26 protein-coding genes are annotated in these 24,209 nt (G+C 71.4%); 14 read left to right on the forward strand and 12 right to left on the reverse strand.

Annotated elements, in window-relative coordinates:
- The first annotated feature begins 17 nt into the window (after nt 1-17).
- Together OM076_RS11145 and OM076_RS11150 are read left to right on the forward strand one after the other, a co-directional pair.
- Nucleotides 18-644: a winged helix-turn-helix transcriptional regulator gene (locus OM076_RS11145; protein ID WP_270039917.1), complete on the forward strand. Its 627-nt coding sequence runs from the start codon at nt 18-20 to the stop codon at nt 642-644.
- On the forward strand, nt 641-1,534 hold the full coding sequence (locus tag OM076_RS11150; protein WP_270039919.1) for a hypothetical protein: 894 nt from the start codon (nt 641-643) through the stop codon (nt 1,532-1,534). Before OM076_RS11145 ends, OM076_RS11150 begins: the two co-directional genes overlap by 4 nt.
- On the opposite strand, the gene OM076_RS11155 is transcribed toward OM076_RS11150, so the two are convergent.
- Complete coding sequence (locus OM076_RS11155; protein WP_270039921.1) at nt 1,531-2,448, reverse strand: serine/threonine dehydratase; 918 nt, start codon at nt 2,446-2,448, stop codon at nt 1,531-1,533. The two genes, OM076_RS11150 and OM076_RS11155, sit on opposite strands and share 4 nt — an antisense overlap.
- 87 nt (nt 2,449-2,535) lie before the next feature.
- Here OM076_RS11155 and OM076_RS11160 point away from each other — a divergent pair, with 87 nt between their 5' ends.
- The gene (locus OM076_RS11160; protein ID WP_270039923.1) at nt 2,536-3,285 is read left to right on the forward strand and encodes a hypothetical protein; all 750 of its coding nucleotides are present in this window, start codon (nt 2,536-2,538) and stop codon (nt 3,283-3,285) included.
- Nucleotides 3,286-3,300: 15 nt separating this feature from the next.
- Here the strand turns inward: OM076_RS11160 and OM076_RS11165 are convergent, their stop codons facing one another.
- Nucleotides 3,301-3,936, reverse strand: coding sequence for a TetR/AcrR family transcriptional regulator (locus OM076_RS11165; RefSeq protein ID WP_270039924.1), 636 nt, complete (start codon nt 3,934-3,936; stop codon nt 3,301-3,303).
- An 87-nt stretch (nt 3,937-4,023) separates the two neighbouring features.
- On the opposite strand from OM076_RS11165, the gene OM076_RS11170 reads away from it, so the two are divergent.
- Nucleotides 4,024-5,382, forward strand: a complete 1,359-nt coding sequence (locus OM076_RS11170; RefSeq protein ID WP_270039926.1) for an FAD-binding oxidoreductase — start codon at nt 4,024-4,026, stop codon at nt 5,380-5,382.
- Nucleotides 5,383-5,544: 162 nt separating this feature from the next.
- On the opposite strand, the gene OM076_RS11175 is transcribed toward OM076_RS11170, so the two are convergent.
- On the reverse strand, nt 5,545-5,832 hold the full coding sequence (locus tag OM076_RS11175; protein WP_270039927.1) for a hypothetical protein: 288 nt from the start codon (nt 5,830-5,832) through the stop codon (nt 5,545-5,547).
- A gap of 127 nt (nt 5,833-5,959) precedes the next feature.
- Between OM076_RS11175 and OM076_RS11180 the strand changes: the two genes are divergently transcribed.
- The 4 genes from OM076_RS11180 (at nt 5,960) to OM076_RS11195 (ending at nt 13,421) form a co-directional block, all read left to right on the forward strand.
- Complete coding sequence (locus OM076_RS11180; protein ID WP_270039929.1) at nt 5,960-7,879, forward strand: hypothetical protein; 1,920 nt, start codon at nt 5,960-5,962, stop codon at nt 7,877-7,879.
- 309 nt (nt 7,880-8,188) lie between these two features.
- Entirely contained in the window at nt 8,189-11,017 is a 2,829-nt protein-coding gene (fxsT, locus tag OM076_RS11185) for an FxSxx-COOH system tetratricopeptide repeat protein (RefSeq protein ID WP_270039931.1), read from the forward strand.
- Nucleotides 11,018-11,104: 87 nt separating this feature from the next.
- Nucleotides 11,105-11,848: an ABC transporter ATP-binding protein gene (locus OM076_RS11190; RefSeq protein WP_270039932.1), complete on the forward strand. Its 744-nt coding sequence runs from the start codon at nt 11,105-11,107 to the stop codon at nt 11,846-11,848.
- Entirely contained in the window at nt 11,841-13,421 is a 1,581-nt protein-coding gene (locus OM076_RS11195) for a hypothetical protein (protein ID WP_270039933.1), read from the forward strand. Before OM076_RS11190 ends, OM076_RS11195 begins: the two co-directional genes overlap by 8 nt.
- Nucleotides 13,422-13,425: 4 nt before the next feature.
- Here the strand turns inward: OM076_RS11195 and OM076_RS11200 are convergent, their stop codons facing one another.
- Together OM076_RS11200 and OM076_RS11205 are read right to left on the reverse strand one after the other, a co-directional pair.
- Nucleotides 13,426-15,009: a type III secretion system effector protein gene (locus tag OM076_RS11200; protein ID WP_270039935.1), complete on the reverse strand. Its 1,584-nt coding sequence runs from the start codon at nt 15,007-15,009 to the stop codon at nt 13,426-13,428.
- Between the two features lie 141 nt (nt 15,010-15,150).
- Complete coding sequence (locus OM076_RS11205) at nt 15,151-16,290, reverse strand: calcium-binding protein (protein ID WP_270039937.1); 1,140 nt, start codon at nt 16,288-16,290, stop codon at nt 15,151-15,153.
- A gap of 129 nt (nt 16,291-16,419) precedes the next feature.
- On the opposite strand from OM076_RS11205, the gene OM076_RS11210 reads away from it, so the two are divergent.
- Nucleotides 16,420-16,959 (forward strand): RNA polymerase sigma factor, encoded by a 540-nt coding sequence (locus tag OM076_RS11210; protein ID WP_270039939.1) that lies wholly within the window; start codon nt 16,420-16,422, stop codon nt 16,957-16,959.
- Nucleotides 16,956-17,558: a hypothetical protein gene (locus tag OM076_RS11215; RefSeq protein WP_270039940.1), complete on the forward strand. Its 603-nt coding sequence runs from the start codon at nt 16,956-16,958 to the stop codon at nt 17,556-17,558. The genes OM076_RS11210 and OM076_RS11215 overlap by 4 nt, the downstream gene beginning before the upstream one ends.
- Before the next feature lie 101 nt (nt 17,559-17,659).
- Here the strand turns inward: OM076_RS11215 and OM076_RS11220 are convergent, their stop codons facing one another.
- The 7 genes from OM076_RS11220 to OM076_RS11250 form a co-directional block, all read right to left on the reverse strand.
- A complete protein-coding gene (locus OM076_RS11220) occupies nt 17,660-18,217 on the reverse strand; it encodes a dihydrofolate reductase family protein (RefSeq protein WP_308214339.1) in 558 nt (185 codons plus the stop codon).
- Nucleotides 18,218-18,303: 86 nt separating this feature from the next.
- On the reverse strand, nt 18,304-18,915 hold the full coding sequence (locus OM076_RS11225) for a hypothetical protein (RefSeq protein ID WP_270039942.1): 612 nt from the start codon (nt 18,913-18,915) through the stop codon (nt 18,304-18,306).
- A complete protein-coding gene (locus OM076_RS11230; RefSeq protein WP_270039943.1) occupies nt 18,912-19,430 on the reverse strand; it encodes an RNA polymerase sigma factor in 519 nt (172 codons plus the stop codon). The genes OM076_RS11225 and OM076_RS11230 overlap by 4 nt, the downstream gene beginning before the upstream one ends.
- A 50-nt stretch (nt 19,431-19,480) precedes the next feature.
- On the reverse strand, nt 19,481-19,708 hold the full coding sequence (locus tag OM076_RS11235) for a hypothetical protein (RefSeq protein WP_270039945.1): 228 nt from the start codon (nt 19,706-19,708) through the stop codon (nt 19,481-19,483).
- Nucleotides 19,709-19,793: 85 nt separating this feature from the next.
- Entirely contained in the window at nt 19,794-20,375 is a 582-nt protein-coding gene (locus tag OM076_RS11240) for a dihydrofolate reductase family protein (RefSeq protein WP_270039947.1), read from the reverse strand.
- A complete protein-coding gene (locus OM076_RS11245) occupies nt 20,376-20,807 on the reverse strand; it encodes an SRPBCC family protein (protein ID WP_270039949.1) in 432 nt (143 codons plus the stop codon).
- Nucleotides 20,804-21,130 (reverse strand): ArsR/SmtB family transcription factor, encoded by a 327-nt coding sequence (locus OM076_RS11250; protein ID WP_308214340.1) that lies wholly within the window; start codon nt 21,128-21,130, stop codon nt 20,804-20,806. Before OM076_RS11250 ends, OM076_RS11245 begins: the two co-directional genes overlap by 4 nt.
- A 257-nt stretch (nt 21,131-21,387) precedes the next feature.
- Between OM076_RS11250 and OM076_RS11255 the strand changes: the two genes are divergently transcribed.
- From OM076_RS11255 to OM076_RS11270, 4 genes are read left to right on the forward strand one after another with little or no spacing between them, the layout of a single operon-like run.
- Nucleotides 21,388-22,332: a hypothetical protein gene (locus OM076_RS11255; protein ID WP_270039950.1), complete on the forward strand. Its 945-nt coding sequence runs from the start codon at nt 21,388-21,390 to the stop codon at nt 22,330-22,332.
- A gap of 24 nt (nt 22,333-22,356) precedes the next feature.
- Nucleotides 22,357-23,511 (forward strand): hypothetical protein, encoded by a 1,155-nt coding sequence (locus OM076_RS11260; protein ID WP_270039952.1) that lies wholly within the window; start codon nt 22,357-22,359, stop codon nt 23,509-23,511.
- Nucleotides 23,512-23,521: 10 nt separating this feature from the next.
- Nucleotides 23,522-23,956: a hypothetical protein gene (locus OM076_RS11265; RefSeq protein ID WP_270039953.1), complete on the forward strand. Its 435-nt coding sequence runs from the start codon at nt 23,522-23,524 to the stop codon at nt 23,954-23,956.
- Between the two features lie 2 nt (nt 23,957-23,958).
- On the forward strand, nt 23,959-24,207 hold the full coding sequence (locus tag OM076_RS11270; protein WP_270039954.1) for a hypothetical protein: 249 nt from the start codon (nt 23,959-23,961) through the stop codon (nt 24,205-24,207).
- Nucleotides 24,208-24,209: the final 2 nt, after the last annotated feature.

The raw sequence follows: 24,209 nt of genomic DNA on the forward strand, positions 1-24,209 counted from the left end.
CTAGAGTTGTTGCGGCGATGAGGTCCTATGGCGAGTACTGCGCGATCGCGAAATCGCTCGACGTGGTCGGCGACCGGTGGACCCTGCTGATCGTCCGCGAGCTCGCGCTGCGAGGGCCGTCCCGCTACACCGATCTGCGCGGCGGACTCCCCGGGATCGCGACCAACCTGCTCGCCGACCGTCTGCGCGAGTTGGAGCACGCCGGCGTGATCACACGCGAGGACGCGCCCCCGCCGATCGCGACCACCCTCTATCGCCTCACTCCACGCGGAGAGGATCTCCGCCCGTTGCTCGACGAGCTCTTCCGCTGGGGGCTGCCCCTGATGACCGAGCAGAACCCCGAGGACGCCGTCCGCAGCCACTGGCTGGCGGGCGCGATCGGACTGATGCTGACCGACCGCACGCCCGACGCGCCGCCGGTCACCGTCGAGCTGCGAACCGGCGATCAGCCGATCGTGATCGAGACACGCGACGGCACGATCCACACCCGGCTCGGGCCCGCCGAGAGCGCGGACGCGACCCTCACGGGACCCCCCAAGCCGATCCTCGGGCTCCTCCTCGGGTTGCTCGGACCGGCCGACGCGAAAGCCGGTGGAGTCGACTTCGGAGGCGACACCACCATCATCGAACGGATCACCGCATGAGCAAGATCGCTTCGCCGCGGGCCATCGTCGTGGCCCTCTTCGCGCTGCTCGTCCTCGCGCCGGCGGCCAGGGCCGCCACGGCGTCGACCGACAGCCCGCGCGATCCCGGCCTCCCCGCGTCGCAGGACTTCAGCCACATCGATTCCACGATCGACCCGGTCACCGGCACCTGGTCGGTCGCGTACACGTTCTACGGGCCGCCGAGCGCGGACGCCTGGGGGAACCTCGGCGCGCGGCTCTTCGTCGGCGCGTCGCAGTGCGCGGACTTTCAGGCGTCCATCGCCGGGTTCCAGCAAGCGCCGACGCTTCCCGGCGACAACGACGCCTCCGGCTCGGTGACGCCTCCGCCGGATCGCGTCCTGCGCGCGGCGCAGAGCGTGACCAAGACGGTCGCGGGCAACACGATCACGCTGACGATGGTCGACACGAGCCTGATCGGCGCCGCGCCGACCTGCGTGGACGGCCAGATCTCGCACAAGCGGTTCCTCGACGAGTTCGGCCCGCTCCCGTTCCCGGATGCCCCGCCGGTGCAGCCGGTTCCGCCCGAGCCCGGGACGCCCGCACCGCCTCCGCCGCCGCCGAAGCTCGCGGTCGCCGCCAAGTCCACGCACCTGACGGCCACCGGCAAGGGCGTCGTGAAGGTGAGTCTGAAGCCCTTCAACCAAGACGCGGCCGGTGCGGTCACGCTCCGCGCAGGCGGCAAGGCGATCGCGCGGGCGAGCTATCGCGCGAAGGCGGGAAAGGCGGTGACCGTCTCGCTCAAGCTCGCCGCCAGGTCACTGCGCTCGCTCAAGCGGCATCGCTCGCTGTCCGTGACCCTCACCGCGACCGCGCAGGCGGGGACGCAGGTGGTCACGAAGGCCGTCCGCGCGCGAGTGCGAGTGTCTTAGAGATCGGACGGATCGGTGTTCGCGCCGCACAGCAGGATCGCGACGCGTTCGCCGCGCTCGGGCGTGTAAGCGCCGCTGGTCAGCGCCGCGAACGCCGCCGCGGCGCCGTGCTCGACCACGATCCGGTGCTCGTCCCACAGGCGCCGCCGGGCGTCGATCAGGTCGTCGTCGGAGACGAGCACCGACTGGACGCCGGTTCGCGTGGCGACGGCGTAGGCGATCTCGCCGATCCGCCGTGCGCCGAGCGAATCGGCGGCGACCCCGGACACACCGATGTCCACCGGGCGGCCGCTGCGCAGCGCGGTGTGCAGCGTCGGGCACCTGACGGGCTCGACCGCGACGACCTTCGCGACCCCCTCCGCGGCGGCGGCGACGCCCGCCATCAGCCCGCCGCCCCCGACGGCGACGGCGATCGTGTCGACCTCGACCTGTTCGAGCAACTCCGCTCCGCCTACGCCCGCCCCGGCGGCGACCTCGGGCTGGTCGTACGCGTGGACGTAGACCGCGCCGGCCGCCGCGGCGTGACCGACGGCGGCCTCGAACGCCTCGGCGTACTCGTTGCCGGCCTGGACGACGGTCGCTCCGTAGGCGCGCAGCCGCGCGACCTTGACCGCCGGCGCCGTGGTCGGGACGAACACCGTCGCCGGCACTCCCACCGCCGCCGCGGCATACGCATTCGCCAGCCCCGCGTTCCCACCGGAGGCGACCACGATCCCGACCCGCGGGTCGAGCTCGCCCGACTCCTGTGCTGACAGCACGCGGTTGAAGGCCCCGCGCGCCTTGAACGTTCCGGTGTGCTGAAGCAGCTCGAGCTTGAACCAGGTCGCCCCCGCATCGACCTCCACGACCGGCGTGACCCGCACCCGCCCGGAAATCCGCGCGGCGGCGGCGTCGACGTCGGCGCGCGTGATCACCCGCCGATCATCGCACGTGGCGCGGTGGCTCCCGGCTCCACCTAGGTGGGGTTGGCGGGCTCGCGGGCGAGGCCTAGCTTCAGCCGCATGCTTCGTGTATTGGCGGCCTGCGCGATCGCCGTGACGTTCGCGGCGTGCGCGGCAGAGGTGCCGCCGAAGGCCCCACCACGGACCGCCGCTCCGCTCGCCGGCTCGCTGCGGTTCGTCACGCCGCCGCTCGTGCTCTACGACGCCGAGCAGCAGACGCTCGACGTCTGGGTGCGACTCAATCGCCCGCTCAAGCACAACGTCGGGTACTCGGCCGAGTTCGCGAACTACGGCGCGTCGCTCGAGGCCGCCGGCGGCAGGCATGACATTCCTGGCATGCAGTACTGGCCCCTGCGTCCGACGTGTTACTCCGAGGACCTCTGGCTCGCCGAGTCGTCGCCCCAGCTGACTGACGGGCAGCCGATCGAGGTGTCGCTCGAGCTCAGCGACACGCAGCGCGTCACGGGGACCGGGACCGTCAGGGTGTCCGCCGACCCGGCCCCGCACGTCGAAGCGCAACTCGGCTGCCCGCGCGCACGGCACACCCGCGAGTGCCACAGCAGGGTCGACGGCGAGCACCTCACGATCGGCGTCGAGACCGCCGCACACACCTCATGCAAGGTCGCGCGGGAGGTGATGGAGCGCGTCGGCCGCTGGGCCGACTCGGGCGCCTGCTACGAGCACCTGTGCGCGAGCGCGCACCGATCGAACCGCGGGTTCCGCTGCGAGGCCGCGCTCAACGGCGAAGCCTCGTGGGACATCGTCTGTCGCAAGGGGCGCGCTGAGGTGCGCGGCTCCACCGCCGAATGAGTCGCCACCCGCGGGTCAGCGTGGCGCGATGGCATCGAGGACGAGGTCGAGGCCGCCGGCGAAGCGCGCATCGTCGTCACGAGCCGTCCTGCCGCGGGTCGCGTGCCGGAGCGCGGCGTAGGTGTCGGGCTCGGCCTCGGCGAGCGCGAGCTCGAACGATCGCCAGCGCGCAGGGGCGGTGGCCGTCGTCTGGCGCCCGGCGCTTCCGAGCACGTAGGTGAGGAAGACGTCGTAGGCGTCCTGCACGACGTCGGGATCCAGGCCGGCGTCCTGGAGCGCGTCGAGGATCGCGTCGGCGAGGCGTAGCGCCTGCGGGCCCGTGGCGCCCGAGCGCAGGAGAACATCCGCCAAGCCTCGATGCGCGAGCGCGACGCGACGGATCTCGTGCCCGAGGTCGGTCAGCCGTGCGCGCCAGTCGCCGTCCGAGTCGGTGCGGATGCCGGCCGCCAGGTGCTCGATCAGCAGCGGGAGCAGACCGTCGCGATGGCCGCCGGCGTGATGCATGACCGTGGTCGGCCACACGCCGAGCCGGTTGGCCACCTGCCGGACGCTCAGCGCCTCCAGGCCGTCGGCCGCGACGAGGTCGGCGGCCGCCTCGACGACGGCCTGCCGTGTCACGCCGCGGTGAGAGGTCGACGCCGGCCTGCGCATGGCGAGCAGCGTATCCACCTCTTGTGCAGCGCACAAGACTTCCCTAAGGTTGCTCTTGTTCGCTGCACAAGAAGGAACAGTCCGACGATGACCTTCACTTCCCGGCTGGCCCCAGATCTCGAGGGCCGCGTCATCGGCCCAGCTGACCCCGCCTACGACGGAGCGCGGACCGTCTTCGCCGCGCACATCGACCACCGCCCCGCGCTGATCGCCCGCGTCGCAGGGCCCGACGACATCGCGCGCGTCATCGCCAACGCCCGCGAAACCGGGTCCGAGCTCGCGGTCCGCGGCGGCGGCCACAGCCCCGCCGGCCACGGCGTCTCCGACGGCGGCAGCGTGATCGACCTCTCCGCGCTGCGCTCGCTCGAGTTGGACGCCGCCCGGCGAACGGTCTGGGCGGGCGCGGGCCTGACGTCCGGCGCGTTCACCGTCGCGGCGGGTGAGCACGGGCTCGCGACGGGCTTCGGCGACACGGGGTCGGTCGGGATCGGCGGCATCACGCTCGCCGGCGGCATCGGCTTCCTCGTGCGCAAGCACGGGCTGACCATCGACAACCTGCTCGCCGCGGAGATCGTCACCGCCGACGGGCGGCTGCGCCGCGTGGACGCGCAGACCGAGCCGGAGCTGTTCTGGGCGCTGCGCGGTGGCGGCGGCAACTTCGGCGTCGTCACGCGGATGAAGTACCGGCTCCACCCGGTCGACACGGTCATCGGCGGGCTGCTCGTCCTCCCGGCGACGCCTGAGGTGATCACCGGCTTCGTCGCGGAGGCCGACGCCGCCCCGGACGAGCTGAGCACGATCGCCAACGTGATGCTCGCGCCACCGCTGCCGTTCGTGTCCGAGGAGCGGCACGGCAGCCCTGTGGTGATGGCGAGGATGGTCTACGCGGGCGAGGTCGAGGCGGGAGAGCGCGCCCTCGCGCCCTTCCGCGCGCTCGCCGAGCCGGTCGCCGATCTCCTCCGGCCGCTGCGCTACCCCGAGCTGTATCCCGACGAGCAGGCCTCCCGCCTCTTCGCGGTGGCGCGCACGATGTTCGCCGGCAGGGTCGGCACCACGCAGGCCGAGACGATCCTCGAGCGGATCGGCGAGTCGTCGGCGACGCTGGCCGCCTGCGAGATCCGCGTGCTCGGCGGCGCGGTGGCCCGCGTGCCCGCGGACGCCACGGCGTTCACCCACCGGGCGAGCCGGACGATGCTCAACGTGGCGGCGATCTACGACCCGTCCACCTCCGAGCGCTCCGAACACGAGGCGTGGGTGCGCGGGCTCTCGGCCGAGCTCGACGACGGCGACCCCGGTGCGTACGCGGGCCTCCTCGACGACGAAGGCCCCCAGCGCGTCCGCGCGGCGTACCCCGGCACGACGTGGGAGCGGTTGGCCGCGGTGAAGGCCACGTACGACCCCGACAACGTGTTCCGGCTCAACCAGAACATCCCGCCCGACGCGTAGACCGCCATCTCGCGCTCCCGCCGTCCCGACGGATCGCCGGCGATGCCGACTGCACCAATGCCCCCGCCTGGACGGAACCGCCAACGTTCCGAGTGCGCCGCGCGACCAGGCGCGGCAAGCCGGGTTCGTTCCGTGCGCGGGTGCGGGTGACGTCGCGCGGCGCTACACCTGACCGACGACGTCACAGACGTCAACGCTCACGAACGTCGCGGGGGCGTCGGGCATGTCACGCAGGCGGTTGAATGTCGCCTCCGCGACGCGTGCATTCGCCTCAGTGTCGAAGAGCCAGAACGAGTGCTGCATGAGGTCTCCGTCGAGGGTTCTCGCCCAGTACGCGGAACCGGATCCGGCCATGGCCTTGATCATCGAGACGCCGCCCTCCGCGATCATCGAACGGGTCTGCTCCTCCGCTCCGGTCTTGATCCTCACGCGTCCGATGACCGCAAACATGCCGCTCCTCCTCCGGTCGCAGATCGAGCCGATGCTACGCCGAGACGATGAGACTTCCACTCCGGCCCGAAAAGTTCGGGGTCCCTCCCCGATTGCGGGCCGCGAGCGTCTCGCGGAGAGTCGGTCCATGTACCGGCTCGCGCTCGCCCTGCTCGTCCTCGCCGCGACCCCGGCCGCCGCCTCTGCGGCGCAGTTCGGCGAGCTGTCGCCGCTCACGGTCACGAGCCCCGCGCGCTGCCTGCGGGCGACGGGCGCGCCGGGGGAGGTGGTGCGCTGGGCACCGGGCGGGGCGGAGTTCATGCAGGCGACCGCGTCCGGATTCGGCGCGCCGGTGCATGTCGCGCTCGGTGACGGCTTCGGCGACTGCCCGCTCGCGATGGCGCAGCCGAGCGGGGCCGCGATCGTGGTCGAGCAGACGTATGACGGGATCGCCTTCGCGGTCCGCGACCCGGAGGGCGCCTGGGGACCCGCGCAGACGATCGCCGAGGCCGACGGCCACTCCATCGACAACCCCGTCGCGGCGGTCTCGGCCGGGGGCGACGCGGTGGTCGCGTGGACCGACACGACGCTGTCGGGCTCGGACAACGCTGCGCGCCTGCTGGTCGCGCGCCGCCCCGCGGGCGGTGCGTTCGGCACGCCGATCGAACTGCAGTCGCTGAAGACGTATTCCTTGGCGGCGCCGCACATCGCGCTGGGTATGCAGGACGATGGCACCGTCACCGCGCTCTGGAACGCCGACGGCGCCAAGGACTCGTTGCGCGAGCGGCTCTTCGGCGCCGTGGCCGCGCCCGGAGCGCCGTTCGGCCCGGCGCAGCGTCTGTCGGAGAAACTCCGCCTTCACCAGTTCTCGGTCACCGTCGCGCCGGACGGCCGCGCGCTCGCGATCGTCGACGAGGCGGAGCACACGCCCGTGCTGGAGCGCCCGCCCGGCGGCACGTTCGCGAAGGTGGCCGACCTCGGCTACACCGAGACCCTGCTCGGGGGCTCCCCGACGGCGGCGCTGCGGCCGGACGGGGCCGCGATCGTCGCGTGGCTGGACCTGTCGGACGTCCAGGCGTATGCGATCCGCCGCGACGGTCCGGGACCGTTCGGCCGGCCGGAGCGCGTCGGCGCGAGGCCGGTGCACGCGTACGCGCAGGAGCTCGCGGACTTCGACGGAGGCGCCCCTGCCGAGGACGACGGGCGCGCTCCGCGGGCCGCCTTCGCCGCCGACGGCCGACCGGTGTTCACGTGGGCGCCGGCCCACACGCTCGGCGGGCTGACCTGGACCGCGGCGACCGTCGCGACGTTCCCGGGCGGCGTCCAGGCGCTGAGCGGCCCGCTGCGCGACGCGGACTCCGTCACGCCGGTGATGCTCGCGGACGGCCGGCCCGCGATCGGGTGGTCGGACGTCTCCAGCGGCGGCGACTATCGCCTGCACCTCGCGATCGAGGGCGCTCCCGCCGCGCCGGAGCCGCCGGCGCCGGCGGTCGAGATCGGCCGCGTCGTGCAGATTCCGCACGGCCTCGCGATTCCGTTTCGCTGCTCGGCCGCCTGCGACGTGCGCGCCACGGTCCCGGACGGCATCAGCGGCCGGCACTCGCTGCGGGCGGCCGGCTCGGGCCGCCTGAAGATCCTGCCCGACTACGACCCGATCATGCTCCGGCGCCCGGACTCCGTGCCGGTCCAGGTGCTCGCCGGGGCGCCCGGCGTGCGCACGGTGGCCCGCAGGTCGGTCACCGCCAAGCTGCGCGTCCCGCGGCTGCCGCGCTTCCTCGGCCTCAAGGCGGTCCGGCGCGGGAAGAAGATCGCGGTGAGCTGGCACACCGACCGGCCGCTGCGCAACGCGCGCATCATCGCGGTCCCGTCCGACGACAAGGCGTTCGAGGATCCGTTCCTCGGGACCGTCGTGGAGGGCGAAGGCCGCAAGCGCTTTCGCGCGAACGTGGACCCGCTCCTCGGGAAGCGCTACATCCAGCTCTTCCTGTTCTACGCGCCCGCCGCCACCGAGCGCCGGATCGCGGTCGTGCCCGTCACGAGGATGACAACTACGTATCACGGTGGCTAACCGCAAGCTCTGTCTAGAGCGTTATGCCACGCACGTCACGAGGGACTTCGGGCTCACTCGTCTATCGGAGACCAGGCGTGCTGTGGTAGGCGTAGCGTCGTTCAGAAGGGTCGCTTCAGACCCGAGGGAGTGAGCACCGACGGAACCGCAATCCCGCCCAGTCCGAACCGCCGATCGCATCGCGACCCGGCGTCTCGCAGGCGTGTGGCGCCGTAGCGCCCTGCTCCTGACGGTGCTGGCCATCTCGCTGGCGCCGGCAGCGGGATCGATGACCGAGACGGCACGCGCGGGGCTCGGTCCGGGCGGCCAATGGGTCATCACGTATCCGCAGCCCCCCGCGATTCATCCGGGTACTCGGTCCGTCACCAGGACGCACGAGCACCCGACCCGGACTTGGCAGACCACAGACTTCATCCCGGGGCCGCGCGTGCGGGCCTTCAATACACGGCTGGACCGCTTGATCGCGAAGGCCGCAAGAAACCCGGATGTGAGCGCAGCCTTCAGCATGCCGCTGCGCGCTCCACTCGAGGGTCTCCGGATGCGGGAGCACACGGTCTTCCATCCTCCCTCGGTGGCGTAGACGGGGCTCGGGTCAAGGCTGTGGCTGAGCACGCCGCGCACGCCTTCGTGAGCTACACACAAGCGGATCGGGCGTGGGCAGAGTGGATCGCGTGGCAGCTCGAGGCTGCCGGCCATCCGACCAAGCTCCAGGCCTGGGACGCGCTGCCGGGCATGAACTTCGTCCAGTTCATGCACGAAGCGAGCGAACGGTGTGAGGTCACGCTCGCGGTGCTGTCGCCCGACTACCTGCGGTCGACCTTCACGATGAAGGAGCTCTACGCCGCGATTGCGGGAGGATCGCTGCGAATCGTCCGCGTCCGCGAGGTCCCGGTGACAGGCATCCTCGGCGCCGAGATCTACACCGATCTGGTGGGCCTCGACGAAGCCGTCGCGCGGGACCGTCTGTTGCGCGAATTCGCCCGCGCGCCCACGCGAATCAAGCCGCAGATCGCGCCGGGCTTCCCGGGCGCCGCGGCTCCAGTCTTCCCGGGGCGCGGCGTGCGCTTCGGCATCCCGCATCAAGCCGCGTTGTTCAGCGGACGCCTGGCGGAGCTCAGCGAGCTCGAGCGGGCGTTCGCCACCGACGACGACGCCATTGTCACGCAGACGATCACGGGGCTCGGTGGGCTCGGCAAGACGCAGCTGGCCGCTCGTTACGTGCATGAGCACCTCGGCGAGTACGACGTTGTGGCGTGGATCCGGGCCGACGATGGAGGCGTCAGTGATCTCGCGCGCCTGGCCGGCGAGTTGGGCGTCGGTGCGGATGGTCTCGCCCCAGCGGACGCCGTGGAGCGCGTGCTCGCCTGGCTGCGCGCCGCGCAGGAGCCGTGGTTGGTGGTCTACGACGACGTCGCCTCACCCGAGGTGCTGGTTGGATTGCTGCCGACCTCGGGACTGGGCCGGGTGCTCGTGACCTCCAGGCATCGGGGATTCGAGCAGTTCGGTCGCATGCTGGCGCTGGATGCGTTCGGTGACGATACGGGCGCGGAGGTCCTGGTGAACCGGGCCGGCCGGCCGGAGGACCGTGCTGGAGCACGCCGGCTCGCACACGCGCTTGGTGGCTTGCCGCTCGCGTTGGCGCACGCCGGGGCGTATTGCGCCGAAGGAGCGTCATTCGACGAGTACCGCGAGATGCTCGACGGGCTGCCGGCCCGAGAGCTGTTCGAGTCGAGTCGCGAGGTCTTTTACGAGCGAACCGTCGCGTCGACCTGGCAGGCTTCGATCGCCGCCGCCGCAGGCCATGCGACCCTGGCGCCACGCGTCCTGGACTTCGCGGCATGGCTGGCGCCGGACCTCGTCCCGGCTTCGTTGTTCGCGGGATTGCTCGCCGATCCAAGGGATGTTCGCGAAGGCCGTGTCTTACGAGAGGCCATCGGGACATTGCACCGCTTCTCCTTGGTCGACGCGGAGCCGACTGGCGTGACCGTGCACCTACTGTTGCAGAAGGTCGTGCGCGAGGACGCGATCGAACGGCGAGACCATGCCGCGGCGGCAGCGGCCCTGCGAGCGCTCGATGCGACGTTCCCGGCCGAGAGCACTGTGCCCTCGTCCTGGCCGGTGTGCGAGCCGCTCGTCGCTCACGTCCGAGCGTTCGCTCGCGCCGCCGGAGACATCCTCCCTCCGATCGGACCGGTGGCGCTGGCCTGCCGCGCCAGTGAGTACCTCCTGCACGCCGGTGACCACACACGCGCGATCGAACTGGCGGAAATCGCGGAAAGCGTGGCGAAGCGGAGGCTCGGCCCGGAGGACCCGGCCACGCTCGGGGCCGTCGCCCTGCGCGCCGCCGCGTATGGATCGGCCGGCCGAACGGCAGATGCCATCACCCTCCAAGAGACGGTGCTCGCCGGCCGTGAGCGCCTTCTCGGCACCAACGACGTCGACACGCTCGCCGCGCGAGCCGACCTCGCATACTCCTACGGGTCGGTGGGGCGGATCGCCGAGGCGATCGCACTTCAGGAAACCGTGCTTTCCAGCTTCGAGCGAGTGCTCGGTCCTGAGCACCCCGACACGCTCCGGGCGCGCGTCGACCTCGCCGGCTCCTACCGGTCGGCCGGGCGGATCGCCGATGCGGTCGCGCTGCAAGAAGCAGTGCTTGGCGACCTCGAGCGGGTGCTCGGGCCGGACCACCCCGACACCCTGCGGGCTCGCGCCGAACTGGCCGGCACCTACCGGTCGGCAGGACGCACCGCTGACGCCATCGCTCTTCAGGAAGCGCTCCTGGCCGCGCGGCACCGGCTCCTCGGTTCCGAGCACCCCGACACGTTGCGGACTCGAGGGAATCTCGCGAACGCGTACGGATCGGCCGGGCGCACTGCCGATGCCATCCCGATTCAGGAAGCCGTGCTGGCCGACCTCGGGCGGCTCCTCGGCTCCGAGCACCCCGACACGCTGAGAGCGCGCGCCAACCTCGCGGCGTCCTACTGGTCGGCGAAGCGTTTCGCCGACGCCGTCTCCCTTCAGGAGACGGTGGTCGCGGAGTACGAGCGGCTCCTCGGCTCCGAGCACCCGGACACGTTGACCGCGCGTGCCAACCTCGCCGGCGCGGCTTCCGGAGATCAGCCTGGTCGGGCTGTGTGACCCCTTGCCGGTCACCCGGTAAGCGATGTCCTCGACCTGCGCGCGCTCGATCGTCCCCGGGGCGCGGCAGTTGTCAGACTGGTGGGAGTGCCCGCCGCCGAGACGATCGCTCCCGACGCGATCCCCCTGCAGGTCACCGGGCTCGCCCGCCACTATGGCCGTCTCGTCGGCCTTGCTCACTTCGACCTCGAGCTCAAGCCCGGCCAGTGCGTGGCGCTGATCGGCGCCAACGGCTCGGGGAAGTCCACCGCGGTCCGGACGATCTCGGGGCTGTTGGAGCCGACCGAGGGCACCGTGCGGGTCTGCGGCCACGATCCGCACAGCGAGCCGGACGCCGAAGCTGCTCGCGCCGCGCTGGCGCTGGTTCCCGACGCGCCGATGCTCTACGACGACCTCACGGTCCGGCAGCACCTGTCGCTCGTCGCGCTCGCGCACGGCGTCAACGACGACGGGATCGAGGAGCGGATCGACGGGCTTCTGGAGCGTCTCGGTCTCTCGCATCGCGCCGACTTCTTGCCCGCTGAGCTGTCGCGCGGCCTCAAGCAGAAGACCGGCTTGGCGTGTGCGCTGATCCGGCCCGCGAAGCTGCTGGTCCTCGACGAGCCCGTGGTCGGTCTCGACCCGCCGTCGCAGGCGCTGCTGGTCGAGTTGCTGCTCGACGCCAAGGCGAGCGGGACCGCGATCCTGCTGACGACGCACCAGATGGCGTTCGCCGATGGCGTCGCCGATCGCGCGATCGTCCTCGGCGAGGGTGAGGTGCTCGACCACGGCCCGTGGGCCGCGGTCCGCAAGCGCGCCGCCGAGCGCGGTTGGCTCCCGGCCGATGCCTGAGCTCGTCGCCGCCGGCGGCCGGACGCGCGTCCGGGACATCCGTCGCTTCTGGCACGTCGTGCAGGCGCCGCCGTCGCTGCTGAAGCGGCTGGAGCCCGCGTACTACGTGTTCATCACGCTGGCGATCGGCGGACCGTTGGTCTATGGGACGGCGAGCGCGGCGCTTTCGGAGGTCGCGACGCCGCACGCGGTTGGCATCTGGGGACCGTCGATCGCGCTCGTCGCATTGCTGGCGGTGATGCGCTGGGGCGCGGTCCAGGGTCCGGTGGTCTTCAGCGTGGCCGATATCACCCACTTGCTCGGCGCGCCGCTACGCCGCGCGGAGCTGGTCCTGGGACGCCTGATCCGGGGGTTGCTGATGTGGACGGGCGCGGCCGCGGTCGTGGCAGGGCTCGTCGTCGTCGGTGTCGCCGGCGACCATCGCGGGGTCGACGCGGTGCGCGCGGCGGGTTTCGTGGTCGCGATCGCGATCCTCGGCCTACTCGGCGTCGTGGGCGCGGCGCTCGTGGCGGGCTCCGCGCGCGTCGACCGCGCTACGCGCCGTGCCGCCTGGCCCTCGGTCGTGGTCGCGGCCGGCTTGGTCGTGCTCGCGGACTCCTCGCCGGCGGGGCGTCACATAGCGCTGTGGTCGGGACCGTGGGGGTGGGCTGTGCAGCCGCTGGCCGGGACAGCCGCGGCGTGGCCGGTCGCCGTCGTGCTGCTGGCCGCGCTCACCGCGGCGATCACCGCGCTCGCCGTCCGCCGCCGCGGCGCGACGCCGACCGAGCGCCACCTCCTGCGCGCCGAGGCCCGCGGCGGCGCGGTCGCGGCCATGTACTCCATGAACGCCCGCTACGTCCGGCGCAGCCTCACGGCGGTGAGCGCCGGGCCCGTCGCCGCGCGCGGCGCCAACCGCCTCAAGCCGCCGCGGTCACCGCGCCTGGCCGTCGCCTGGCGTGACGCGATCGCCGCGCTGGCCGTCCCGCAACGGCTCGGCGAATCACTTGTACTGGCCGCAGGCGGGACTGCGATCTGCCTCATCAACGGCGCTCATCCCGTGGCCGTCGGCGCCGGGGCGCTGACGATCTACGCCGGCGCCTCACGGCTCCTCGAGCCGCTGCGGGCCGAGGTCGACAAGCCCGGACGCGTCCGCGTGCTCCTGCGCGCGCCGATCGGCAAGGTGCTGGTCCAGCACGCGCTCGTCCCGCTGGTGGTCGTCGTGATCGGCGCGCTGCTGGCGATCGCCGGCTGCGCCGCGGCGGGCGCGCTGCCCGACCACGGTGGCGCCGCCGCGCTTCTCGCCGTGCTCGCCACCCCCTCGATCACGCTCTGCGCCGCGCTCTCGAGCCGCCGCGGCGGGACACTCCCACCGAGCCTGCTCGCCTTCACCTACGGCGACTCGAGCGGCATGAGCGTCGGTTTCATCTTCGGCTGGATCGTGCTTTGGCCGCTGGTCGCCATGGCCACCGGCGCAGTCCCGATCGGCATCGTCGTCCACGACGGCCCGTCCGCCCTGCCGCAGTTCGTCGTCGCGCTGGTGCTCCTGCCGACCCTGCTGGCCCGCGGCCTGGCCGCCGAGATGTTCGCCCCGTAGCCGGTCACAACCGCTGCGGCAGCGGCTTGAGCGCGACGACGTTCTGTTGCTGCTGCCCGATAACCGTCGCGCGCTGCTCCAGGTTGGTCGCCTGCTGGCGCATCGTGGCCGCGGACAGGCGCAACGCAAGGATCTCGTCGACGCTGGGCGGCATCTTGCGCTTCCGGCGGCGCTCCAGGGCATCGCGTAGGCCGTCGGTCAGCGCATCGGCCGCGATCCTCAGCTGCGCGATCTCCTGCCCGAGCTGTGCCGACGCCAGCTGGTGGGCGTTAGTGGCCGCGAGGTTGATCGCCTGCGCGACGTCGAACATGCGCGCCAGCTCGGTGCCGGACCAGTCGGCGTGTGCTCCGCGCAGCGACAGTCCGGCCTCCGCGCGAATCCGGTTCTCGATCACGTCGATGTTGAAGAACTCCTCCTTGCGATCGCCCACCACCACGTTCTTGAACGCGTGGGCGAGCATCGCGTCGGTGGCCTCGTCGTCCTTGGCGGTGATGCCGTGCAGCGAGCGAAGCGCGTGCCCGAGCTCGTGACCGAGGCTGACGAACGTCGGGGCGATGATCGCGAAGTCGTTCGTCCCGAGTGCCAGGCTCGACCCCTGATCCGAGGTGTCCTGCGCGCCCGAGGGGACCGTGACGTTGGACCCGGTGCCCGTGTTGAAGCGGAAGTGCAGCGTGCCGTCGGCGGCAGTGGTCAGCGAGACGCCACGGGCGTCCGGATTGCGGACCCGGGCGTCGTTGATCGCCACCTTGCGCTGCTGCACGGACAGACCGTCCAGGACGAGGGAGACGAACTGCTCGGTCGCCTTCGGCGGAGCGCCCACGGTCAGGCCCTCGTACGCCTCGTTGACCGGCGACGCCACGAACTTCGCGCCCTTGGCCGGCGTGACCGTCAGCCGTGGCTGCTCCCCGCTGAGGCCGCCGACCACCATCCTGCCGGTCTCGGTCTCGAGCAGGCGCGAGAAGTCAGCCAGGAGGCGGATCCGGGCGGCCTTGTCGGCGCCGTCGACGGCGAGGCCCATCCTGAGGTCGATGTCACCCGACTTCTCGCGAATCAGCTCGTTCCAGATCTCCCGGACCTGCTGCTGCTCGCCGCCCTGCAACTGAGCGAAGTTGGCCAGTGGCGGATCGCCGCCATCGCTCAGTGCGAGCGCCACCAGGCCGTCGCGTTCCGTCTGGAGCTGGTTGAGGAACGCCCGCATCGGCGCCCACTCCGGATCGGCGGTCCGGTCCTGGTTCTCACGCTGACGAAACCAGCCATAGACCCAGCGCTCGACCTCTCCGAGCTTGGCCAGCGCGGCCTGTCGGGCCTCTGCCGGATTCTTCATGGCCCACTTGGGAAGGATCCCCCACAGCTCCTTCGCCCCGCGGAGGTCGTTGTACTCCTGCGCGAGCTGGTGCAACGGCGCATACCAGACCGGCTGCTGCGCGAACGCGGGCTTGAGCGCACGCTGCAGCAGCGCCGCCGTGGCGTGGTTGCCGGCCGACCGCTGGAGCCCCAGCACCGCCAGATCGGCGCGCGGCGCGTGCCGGCGCGGGCGCTGCGGGTCCATCGGGGAGTGCGCCGCACGCGGGCGGCGGACCGACTCCATCGGCCCGACTCTAGATCGGCTCGATCACAGGCGACAAACACCCGGTATCCGGCACTACGCTCTCGATCCACGCGGACGCGAAGTGTCGAGCGCGTCGCGCCCGGTGCGGATCCGGGCGCGACGGCTGATGGGCTGGTCGGGTCAGCGGGTGCGGAGGGTGCAGCGCCCGCGGCTGCGGTAGGTGCGGCCGGCGCTGTCGCGGGCCACGATCGTGACCCGCACGTTGCCGTGGCGTCCCTTCGTCAGCCGGCGTGTGAAGCGCACGCGGGCGGCGCTGCGGCCAACCTTGCCCTCACCGAGGCGCCGGCCCGCGACGGTGAGCACGACCCGTCCTGACGTGCAGCCCTCGGGACAGGCCACCGGGAGCGAGACGCTCGCGGTTGTGGTGCTCAGGCGTGCAACTTCGAATGCCTCGCAGTCGACGTTGATGGCGTCATGCGCGTCGGCGATGAGGTGGTCGCTGCCCTGGCCACAGGTCAGCGTGTGCTCTGCCTGGGAGTCTGCGGTGTCGATGCGATCCGCTCCACGGCCGCCGAGGACATCGTCGTCGCCGGGCCCGCCCGTCAGCCGGTCGTCACCGCGACCACCGTCGAGGCTGTCGTCTCCGGAACCGCCGTCGAGCGCGTCGTCGCCGTCGCCGCCGGTCAAGTTGTCGTCGCCCGAGCCGCCCTGAAGGGAGTCGTTGCCGACGCCGCCGGTGAGATTGTCATCACCGGCTCCGCCATCGACGCGATCGCCGTCGGAATCGCCGTCGCTGAGACTGTCGTTGCCGGCACCGCCGAGCACGACATCCTTGCCCGGCCCACCGTTGAGGCTGTCGCGGCCGTCACCGCCGTCGAGAAGGTCGTTTCCTGACCCGCTATAGAGCGCGTCGTCGCCGGGGCCGCCGTACGCCTGCACCGCCAGCTTCCTGTCTTCCTCGTCTCCTGAGAACCGGTCGTTCTTGTCGCCGAGGTCGAAGCGAATCTGCGTCACGCCGTCGGCCGGGCATTGCACCGAGCCTCCCTCGTCGGAAGAGCCCGGCCGTACCGTGCATCCGGCGCCGGCTTGCACCGGGTTGTCGTACTCCCGCACGATGAGGATGCCCGACGCGATGCCGTAGCTCGGCATGTTGGTCTCGCCGGCCGCGGCGACGAAGTGGATCTCGTTGCCGACGCGCTCGACCGTCGCGGCCGACGCCGACGCCGGCAGGACCACAGCCGCCAACGCGGCAAGAAGGAAAGATCTCGTCCAATTCACGACAAGCGAATCTAGCTCATTGCCTGTGAACTTCCTGAACAATGGCTCATGGCTCAACGGATGTTCGGCGTCAGCGGCACAAGCGTTATGTCGGCTAGGAGCGCGCCTGCGGGTGGGGGGACCTGGCCGATTGCTCGGTCACAAGCGCGGCTCGAACCGGAGGATCCGGGTGTGAGGGAGTTGAGCGATGAGGAGCTGCTGCGCCTGACGCCGAAGCGGCCGGCCGCGTTCGATGTGTTCTACGTGCGTCACGAGCGGCTTGTGGTCGCGTACTTCCGCCGCCGCACGACGTCGGCCGAACTCGCCGTCGACCTGACCGCCGAGACGTTCGTCGCCGCGCTTGCGTCTGCGAAGCGCTTCCGGCCCGGTGAGACGCCCGCGGTCGCCTGGCTGCTCGGGATCGCCCGCCACAAGCTGCTGCGGTCGATCGAGCGCGGCCGCGTCGAGGACCGCGCCCGCCGTCGGCTTGGCGCCCAGCGGCTCGAGTTCGACGACGAGGAGCTCGAGCGCGTCGACGCGCTCGACACCAAGCCCGCGCACGAGCTCCTCGCGGCGCTCCCCCCATCCCAGGCCGAGGCGGTCCGAGCGCGCGTCCTCGACGAAGAGCCCTACGACGTGATCGCCGCGCGGCTGCGCTGCTCGGAGCTGGTCGCGCGCAAGCGCGTCAGCCGCGGGCTCGCGACGCTGCGCGACGTCCTGGAGGAGCGATGAGCGAGCTGCTGCCCACGCTGCGCGAGAGCCTGCGCGAGACCGCGGAGCGCCGCTATCGGCGTCGCCGCCGGCCGCTCGTCCCCGCGCTGATCGCCGTCGCCGCGGTCGCCGCCGCCCTGATCCTCATCGGGCAACGCGACGGCACGCAGCCCGCCGACGAGGTCCCGGCCACGCCGACGGCGACGTTCACGCCTACGGCGACGTTCACGCCGACCGTTGCGCCGTCGCCCGCCGGGACCCCGCGCGTGATGCCCAAGCTCGACCCGAAGGACTTGCGCGCAACGCCCGTCGCGCCCGACGATTCCAGCCTGAAGGAGGCGCTCAGTCTGCTCGACGACAGCCACCGGGTCGTCCGCGCCTGGGAGGTCCGCGGCCTCGAAGGTCACGTGCTCCTGACCCGCAAGGGTGCCGAGTGGTGCCTCAGCGTCCCCGACCCGCTGACGGACCATCCCGATGCCGAACGAGGCGTCGGATGCGTGCCCGGCAGCCGGTTCCAGCGCCGTGGCGCGTACATCGGCCTGGCCCCACCCGACGGCGAAGGCGGGATCACCGTCACCGTCAAGCCGGATCTGAAGACGATCCGGATCCGGCAGCGATAGGGCGAAGACCGAATTCACGGGCCGATCATCTCTCGACGAACCGGAGACACGGCGCTCGGCTGCTCCCGCAGCCCACGATCAACACTCTCGTCGGCGGGCGCTCATCGCTTCGGCACCAGGATCTGCGCGAGGGCTCCGCTCCGGAAGCGTTCCTCCTCGACGACGTCCAGCTTCAGGTGCTCTCCCAGCTCGGCGAATGGGCTGCGCCCCGCACCGATCGCGATCGGGACCGTCGTCAGCTGGTATTCGTCGACGAGGCCCAGACGGGTCAGCGACTGGGCGAAGCCGGGGCCGCCGTGGACCAGGACCGTCCCTTCGTCGTCGCGAGCCTTCAAGTCCGCGATCGCCGCGGTCAGGTCGCCGCCGAAGATCTCGGCCGGGCCCCATTCCGCCTTCTCGAGGGTGCGGGAGAAGACCGCCTTCGGCTTCTCGTTCATCGCGCTTGCGATCGGCCCCTCGGACGCGGCCCAGTGCGGGCCCATGATCTCGTAGCTGCGGCGGCCCATCGCGTGGACGCCGGCCTCCTCGAGCGCGCGGCGGTTCCACTCGCCCGAGTCGCCGCCGAACCACTCGAACATCCATTCATGGGTCCCGTCGGGGCTGGTGACAAACCCGTCGAGGGACATGACCATCTTGAGAACCACTTTTCTATCGCTCACGTCGGTACAGACCTACCCCCTCGCGTGAACTCATCGCTCATCGGTGGATTTCGGGGGACCACTGAACCGCTCCCGCCTCGCGTTGGCTACTTCGCTCGGAAGCGCAGATGATCGAGGAGCGCGAACGTCTGGTCCTTGGTCTGCTTCGACGCCTGGGTGCCGACCCAGACGATCGCGTAGAAGGAGCGGCCGGCGTCGGCGAACTGGAAGAGGTAGCCCTCGACGTCCGCGCGGTCGGCGAGACAGCTTTCGAAAGAGTTGGGCTTCGACGGCGCGAAATGCGCGGGCCGCGGAGGAGCGCCGGCGGCGCCCTCCTGCACCGTGACGAACGCGTCGCGCGCGGTCATGCGCCGCGCGGCGCCGTCGGGCTGGTGGTTGCAGCGGCCCTGGCGGTAGGCGAGCGGGAACGTCGCGGCCGAGAACAGCTCACGCGGGGCTTTCAGATGGGGGGTCAGGCTCTTGTCCGCGAGCTCCCAGCCAGGCGGCAGGCTGATCACCGCGCCGTGACGGACGACGGCCGGCCACGGCTTGGGCGGCGTCGCGACGCGTTCGTCGTCGCGGGCGGTGAACGAGAGGGCGGTCGCGGTGGCGATCAGCGCGATCACCAGCACTGCGACCGTCGGCACCACCCGCCGCCGGGTTCGCCGGCGGCGCGCCGCGTCGCGCAGCGCGTTCTCCAGAAACGGCAGTTCGCTCATTCGGACTCCTTCGCGATCGACCGCAACGTCGCCAGCCCGCGGCTGACCCGCTGACGCACGACGCTCGGCGAGCACCGCAGCTCAGCGGCGATCGAGCCGTAGGAGCGCTCGTCGATCACGCGAGCGCGGATGGCGAGCGCCTGGTCGGGCGGGAGGTGTGTGAGCAGTTGCTGCACCCGCTCGTCGCCGCTGATCCGCTCGATCCGCTTCAGCGCTTCGTCCTCGAGCACCATCGTGGGCATCCCGAGCCGGCGTCGCGCTCGGTCCTCGACGCTGCCCTTCTCGCACGCCTTGCGGAACTGGTTGGCCGCGATCCCCAGCAGCCACCCGACCGCCGGTCCGCGCGCGGGATCGAACTTGCGCACGCTGACGAGTGCGGCGGCGAACGTCTCGGCCGTGAGGTCCGCCGCCAGCTCGGGCTGCCCGGTCCGGCGCATGAAGAACCCGAGCAGCAGTCGCTCGTGCTCGCGGTAGAACGCCGCAAACGCCTCAGGCTGGTCGAGTCGCTCGCTCACTCATCAGGGAGTTTCGGTCCCGCCCCCGAGATGTGACGAACGGCTACGAGTCAGCAGCCCATGTGGCGGATGGGGTCGCACACGCCGCCGTCGCGCATGATGATCCCTTGAGTTGTCGCCCCGGGCAGGCCGACCGTCGTCGTCGGCGCCGGTCCGGCCGTGGTCGGGATCGGCGTCGCCATCGCCGGCGCCGAGACGGCCAGTGCGGCAAGCGCGACGACCGCGGGAAGGCCGACGCGGCGCTTGGCGGCATTGGTGCTGCGGAGCGGGTTGAACATGGTGCACCTTTCGGGTCGTTGACGGATGCGAATGTCAAGACCCGCCCGATTGGAGAAAGGTTGGCCGGTTACTGGCGGAAGGCGCTCATGCCGTCACGCGGTAGTGGAGGTGTGTCACGCCGGGAGCGTCGATGACGCGGGTCAGCTCGAGCGCCTGAGGGTCGCCGAGTGCGCCGAACAGCGGGCGGCCCGCGCCAAGCAGCAGCGGAATCAGGTGGATCTCGAGGTCGTCCAGCACACCGGCCTCCAGGCACGACTGGGCCGTGCTCGCGCCGTGCACGAGCACGTTGCGGTCGCCCGCGGCCGCCTTCGCCTGGGCCATCGCGCTCTCGATCCCGTCCGTGACGTAGTGAACGCCGTCGGAGGCCGGCTCGCCCGGCGCTCCCCGCGTCGGAACGAAGATCGGGACCCCGTCGTGGTGGTCGCCGCCCCACTGGCCCGCGTGGTCGAACGTGCGCCGGCCGACGAGCACCGCGCCCGTCGCCAGCAGCTCGCCGAAGACCTGGCCGCTGGCGCCCGGGGGATGGAACATCGGACGTTCGTCGCTCTCGCCGAGCCACGCGTGCAGGCGTTCGCCGCCGCGGCCAAGGCCCTGCGAGGCGTCGTCGTCGGGCCCGGTGATGAAGCCGTCGAGCGACATCGACATGTAGAGAACGGAACGGGACATCTAGCTCCTCTCAATCGATCGGGCGAGGCGGGCGAAGGCGTTCGGCAGCCCGCGGGTGTGCTCGTCGCGCAGCGCCTCGCTCTCAAACCCGGACTGGCGCATCGTCATCAGCGTGCCGCCGTCGCGCGGCGCGAATTCGAACTCCAGCGCGGTCTGGAAGCTCGAGCCGTCGAGGCGGGTCTCGGTCGTCGTCATCACGATCCGGCGCGGGCGCTCGATCGCCTCGAACACGTGGCGGTGGTGGTAGAGCTCGCCTCGCGACGGGCCGAACGCGATCGACCAGACGCCGCCGACGCGCAGGTCGCAGCGCGACTCCACGATCCAGCCCGGGTCGTCCTGGCCGTAGAACTCACGCTGGCCGCCGGGGCTCGTGAAGGCGTCGAAGACCCGTTCGGGTGGGGCCGCGATCACACGCTCGAACTCGAGGTTCACGCCTGCTCCTCCGCGTAGCGCTGGAAGCGATCCATGCGCTGCTCCCAGACCTGCCGGTGGGTCTCGATCCAGGCGCCGGCCTCCGCCATGTCCGCCGCGCCGAGGCGGCACTGACGCGCGCGCCCCACCTTCTCCGTGGTCACGAGATCGGCACGCTCGAGGATCCCGACGTGCTTCTTGACCCCGTTCAGCGTCAGCCCGAACGGCCGCGCCAGCTCGCTGATCGTGGCCGGCCCGCGCCCGAGACGCTCGAGGATCCCACGTCGCGTGGGGTCCGAGAGGGCGAAGAACGTGCCGTCCAGTGTTGCTGATAGTGAACCGATCGGTGCACCTTAGCATGGCGCGCACCGAATGGTGCCTCCTCAATTGTTCGAGTCCCGGGCCGTGGGGCAGCGCGGCGTCGCGACCGACGGACGATTCCGCGGACGCGCTGGCGGTGCGACGCAGCATTGATCGTCCATTACCTGGTGCTACGGAGAAGGTCAGCAATAGTTAACTGCTCGACCGAATTGGATCGAACGACCCACCTGGACCTTCCATTGACACGCATTGAGCGCATCGGATAGGGGTGGGATCTACCGTGGAGTTCGCTGACGGTGTCATCGTCCGGCTCGCTGATCCGGACACCCGCTCCGCCCTCTTCGATGCGGCGGCCATGGAGTCGCTGGTGAACGCGACGTACGACACCGAGGCGATGCCTGTATCGCCTCCGTTCACGCCGCTGTTCGACGAAGTGCGGCTCGGTTACGTCGCCACCCGCCGTGCGACGGTCACCGGCGAGTGGGCGGACGCCACCGGCGCGGAGCGGCGAGAGCTGCGTGTACAGGTGCACGGGCTCGCGGACCTGTCACCGCTGCGGGTCGACGCGCTCTGGCGCGGCGCGATCGTCGTCCGCACGAGCCACGCGCTGGAAACGGTCGAATCGGTCGAGGTCGCTCTGCCCAGCCTCGACGTCGACCGGGAGATCGCCGCGGACCTCGGTGCGCTACCCGGAGACCCCGCGGCGTTGGAGAGCGAGCGTCGCGAGCGCCTCCTGACACGGGTGCGGGCAGGGCTCGACCAGCCCGACGCGTTCACAGAGCAGGCGTTCGACCGGCTCCTGGTGGGAGTGGGCGCGGCGAGTGCCGGTGACCTGGTCGAGCAGCTGCGCGAGCAGGTCCAGCCTGCGTCCGTGCAGTTGCGCTTCAGCCCACCGTCCGGTGGACCCGCGACTCCACGGGCGCTCCCGTTCGCCGGCGCGGTGCTGATCCGCGACAAGGGATTCTCAATCGCCGAGGCGCTCGCCGACAGCCGGATGGTCCGCGAGCAGGTGCAGGACCTCGGTCTCGAGCGCCCCGTGGAGCCTGACGTTCGCCGCCGTCAGCCAGTCGCGGTGGTGTGGATCGTCCCGAGGCTGGCCTTCGCGGACGACGGCTGGCCGGGCGGGACGCCCGCGATGAACGACGTGCAGCGGCGCGCGGCGCGGGCGCGTGCCGCGGCGCAATGGCTGGCCCGGGAGGGCATCGCCCTCGTGACCGTCGACTGATCTGACAACCCCTGGAGAGAGCTCATGGCCGTCGCTGCCTATCCCTACGTCGAGGTGAAGGTCGTTCCCCCACCGCCGCCGGTGGTGCAGCGCGCGCCCGGGGTCGTGGCGGTGGTGGGCAAGACGCCGGACGGCGACGGCGGCGGCACCGCGACTCCGAACCATCCGGAGCGCGTCGACACACTCGACGATGCGGCGACGCTGTTCGCCCAACGCGACGGCGACGGCGCGGTGGTCGCCACGACGCTCTACAAGTCGCTCGTCCTCGCGATGCTGCAGGACCCGCGGCCGTCGAAGATCTACGGCGTTCGCGTGCAGGGCGACGACTACGCGGCGGCGCTCGCGGGACTCGAGGCCGCGGACGACGTGACGATGGTCTCTCTCGCGAACGAGGTCGATGTCGGCACCGCCGACCCGCCCACCGGCCTGCTCGCGCTCAAGGCCCACGTCGAGACGATGTCCGCCGGCGGGCAGCGGCAGATCGGCTTCGCGATGGTCGACCCGGCAACCGCCAAGAACACGACCTACGTGGCCGACGTGCTGGCGACGTCGGAGCCGCTGAAGAGCTCGACCAACCGGATGGTCCTGCTCGCCGCCCGCGGCGCGAACGGTGACATCGCGACCGCGGGCATGGCCGCGGTCGCGAGCCTGCCGCCGCACTACAGCGTCGTGCTCAAGAAGATCAACGGCGTCACGATGCCGATCCCGCAGCAATACGCGCCGGGGGAGATTGCCAAGCTCGCCGAGGCGAAGGTGATCCCGATCATCGACCCGGCGCTGATCGCGGGCGAGTCGCTGCACTTCGGCGACGGCTACCTGTTCGGCGCCGACAACCAGTGGATCGATCTCGTGCGCACGCTCGACGACATCGAGTTCCGCCTGCGCGCCGGGCTGATCGGCCTGGTCGGTGACGCTCGCATCACCAAGCCCGGCATGACGCTACTGCGCACCCAGGTCGACGGCATCCTCGGCGTCCTGCAGCGCGCCGCGGTGATCGACGACTATCTGATCTCGATCCCGGTGCTCGACGTGCTGAGCATCCCCGAGCCCGCTCGCACCGCCACCGACAGCGCGATTCTCAAGACGGCGCGCGAGAACCGCACCGTCGATCTCGTCACGACGATCTTCTACGGCCCGGCGGTCAGCAAGCTCGTCCTCACCCTCGTCGCCAAGTTCTGAGGAGGCCATCGTGCCCGAGTGGAACACCCGGCTCGCCGTCCAATACACGCCTCAAGGCGGGCAAGCGGTCACGATCTCGCCGATCGACACGTTCAGTCCGTCGTTCTCGCTCAACGCCGAGGCGCTGCACTCGCTCGAGGCGACGCACATCGGGGCGATCTTCTCGCCGCCATCGATCAACTTCTCGATGACCGTCAAGGCGATCGGCAACGTCGTCGGTGCGCTCACGGCGCTGGCCATGAACGGGACGCTGTTCGACATCACCCTGCTCGAGTTCGACGGTGACGACTGGTCGTTCTCGTCGTTCGTGCTCCAGCAATGCCTGATCACGAGCGCTTCGCCGACGACCGCGACGATCTCCGGTGCGCCCGCGGCGACCTTCAGCGGCTTCGGCCTCGGCGCCGCGGTCGATGCGAAGTCCGCCGACCCGGTGAAGCTGCCGTAGGCATGGACGACCCACGCCCCACCCGCGTCACGCGGACCGGCATCGCGCTCGTGCACGCGGGCGAGCTGATGCTGCCCGCGAGCGGCAGCGAGGCCGAGGGCGAGCAGGTCACCGACGATACCCGTGCCGTCATCACGTACGCGTTCCCGGTGGAGATCGAGGTGCGCGCCGCCGGTGCGGTGATCGACGCGGATGCGATCGCCGACCGCGCGCTCGCTCGCCTCGCCCGCAACCTCGAAGGGCTCGCCTGAGC

Source organism: Solirubrobacter ginsenosidimutans, from assembly GCF_027587205.1.